Annotated in this window: 2 protein-coding genes; one reads left to right on the top strand and one right to left on the bottom strand. The window is 69.7% G+C overall.

The annotated features are described in order from the left end of the window. Positions 1 to 58: 58 nt before the first annotated feature. The gene (locus GJ633_RS17430) at positions 59 to 229 is read right to left on the bottom strand and encodes an HVO_0758 family zinc finger protein (RefSeq protein ID WP_197431390.1); all 171 of its coding nucleotides are present in this window, start codon (positions 227 to 229) and stop codon (positions 59 to 61) included. 111 nt (positions 230 to 340) lie between these two features. Here GJ633_RS17430 and GJ633_RS16600 point away from each other — a divergent pair. Next, positions 341 to 1,433, top strand: a 1,093-nt coding sequence (locus tag GJ633_RS16600) for an MFS transporter (RefSeq protein WP_321169138.1), incomplete at its 3' end; no start/stop codon positions are given.

The following is a 1,433-nucleotide window of genomic DNA, read 5'->3' as shown; positions in this document are numbered from 1 at the left end:
AGGGTGATCGGGCGAGAGGCGAGAGAGCGTTCGGCGTCGGGTCGGGTCGCCCCCGTCGTCAGCGGAGTTCCTTGTACTCGGTGCCGCACTCCGGACAGACGCGCACCGAGAACACCTCGTCCGGGTCGTTCTCCTTTTTTAACACCATCTCGCAGTCGGCGCAGTTGAGCCGCTCGTAGGTGTCCTTGAACAGGTCGCCGTCGCGTAGCCCCTTCCGCGTCGATTTCATGTCTCGAAGTTTGGGCCCCGACCGGTATAAAAACCCCGTACGACGCCGGTCAGACGACGGCCCCCGGCCCGCTTTCGCAACGCTTGTCTCCCGCGGCCGGCAACGTCGACTGTGTCACGGACCCGCCTGTTCGGATCGCTCTGCGGGCTCGTCTTCCTCGTCAACTTCGCTCGCATCGTGTTCGCGCCGCTGGTCGGGGAGTTCATCGACGCGTTCGCGATCGGCGAGGGCACGGCGGGACTCATCGTCACGCTCGCGTGGTTGGGCTCCGCAGCGCCGCGACTCCCGGCCGGGTGGGCGCTCACTCGGTTCTCCCGCCAGGGAGTGATCCTCGCGTCCGGGAGCGTGCTGGTCGCGGGCGCGTTCGGCGTCGCGATCGCGTCCGATGTCCTCGCGCTGATGGTCGCGGCGTTCGCGGTCGGCTGCGGCTCCGGCGTCTACTTCGTCGCCGCCAACCCGTTCCTCTCGGAGCTGTTCCCGAACCGCGTCGGCCGCGTGATGGGGATCCACGGAATGGCGAGCCAGCTGGCGGCGGTCGTCGCCGCGCCGGTCGTCACGGTCGCGCTCTGGTACGACTGGCGGCTCGCGTTCCACGGGCTCGCGCTCGTCACGGCCGCGACGACCGTCGTCTTCTCCGCGCTCGCTCGCCGGACCGACCTCCCGGAGGCCGGCGCGGGCGACACCGACTTCCTCGCCGGCGTGCGCACGGAGTGGAAGCTGATCCTCGCCGGAGTCGTTCTGATGGGGCTCACGAGCTTCGTCTGGCAGGGGTTGTTCAACTTCTACGAGCTGTACATGATCGACAAGGGGATCCCGCCGGCGGCCGCACGGAACCTGCTGACGGTGATCTTCGCCGCCGGGGTACCGGCGTTCCTCCTCGCCGGCGACCTCGCCGACCGACTCCCGTACGTGCCGTTCCTCCTCGGGATCGTGTCGGCGTTCGTCGGGAGCGTCGTCCTCGTCGTCGCCGCCTCGGGACTCGTCGCGGTCGTCCTCGCGAGCGTCGTCGTCGGCTTCGTCATCCACATGCTGTTCCCGGTGGCCGATACCTACCTGCTCGCGTCCCTGCCCGACGAGTCTCGCGCGTCGGCGTACGCCGTCTACTCCGCCGGGGCGATGTCGGCGCAGGCGGCCGGCTCCTGGGTCGTCGGCGAGGCGGTCGAGGCCGGCGCCGCCTTCGACGCCGTCTTCCTCGCGCTCGCCG

The sequence above is a fragment of the Halorubrum sp. CBA1125 genome (genome assembly GCF_009742825.1).
Classification (GTDB): Archaea; Halobacteriota; Halobacteria; order Halobacteriales; family Haloferacaceae; genus Halorubrum.
This window is presented reverse-complemented; position numbering and strand designations above follow the sequence as displayed.

Excerpts from the sequence above, each read along its gene's own strand:
- GJ633_RS17430 (WP_197431390.1), bottom strand. The coding sequence starts at position 229 with ATGAAATCGACGCGGAAGGGGCTACGCGACGGCGACCTGTTCAAGGAC.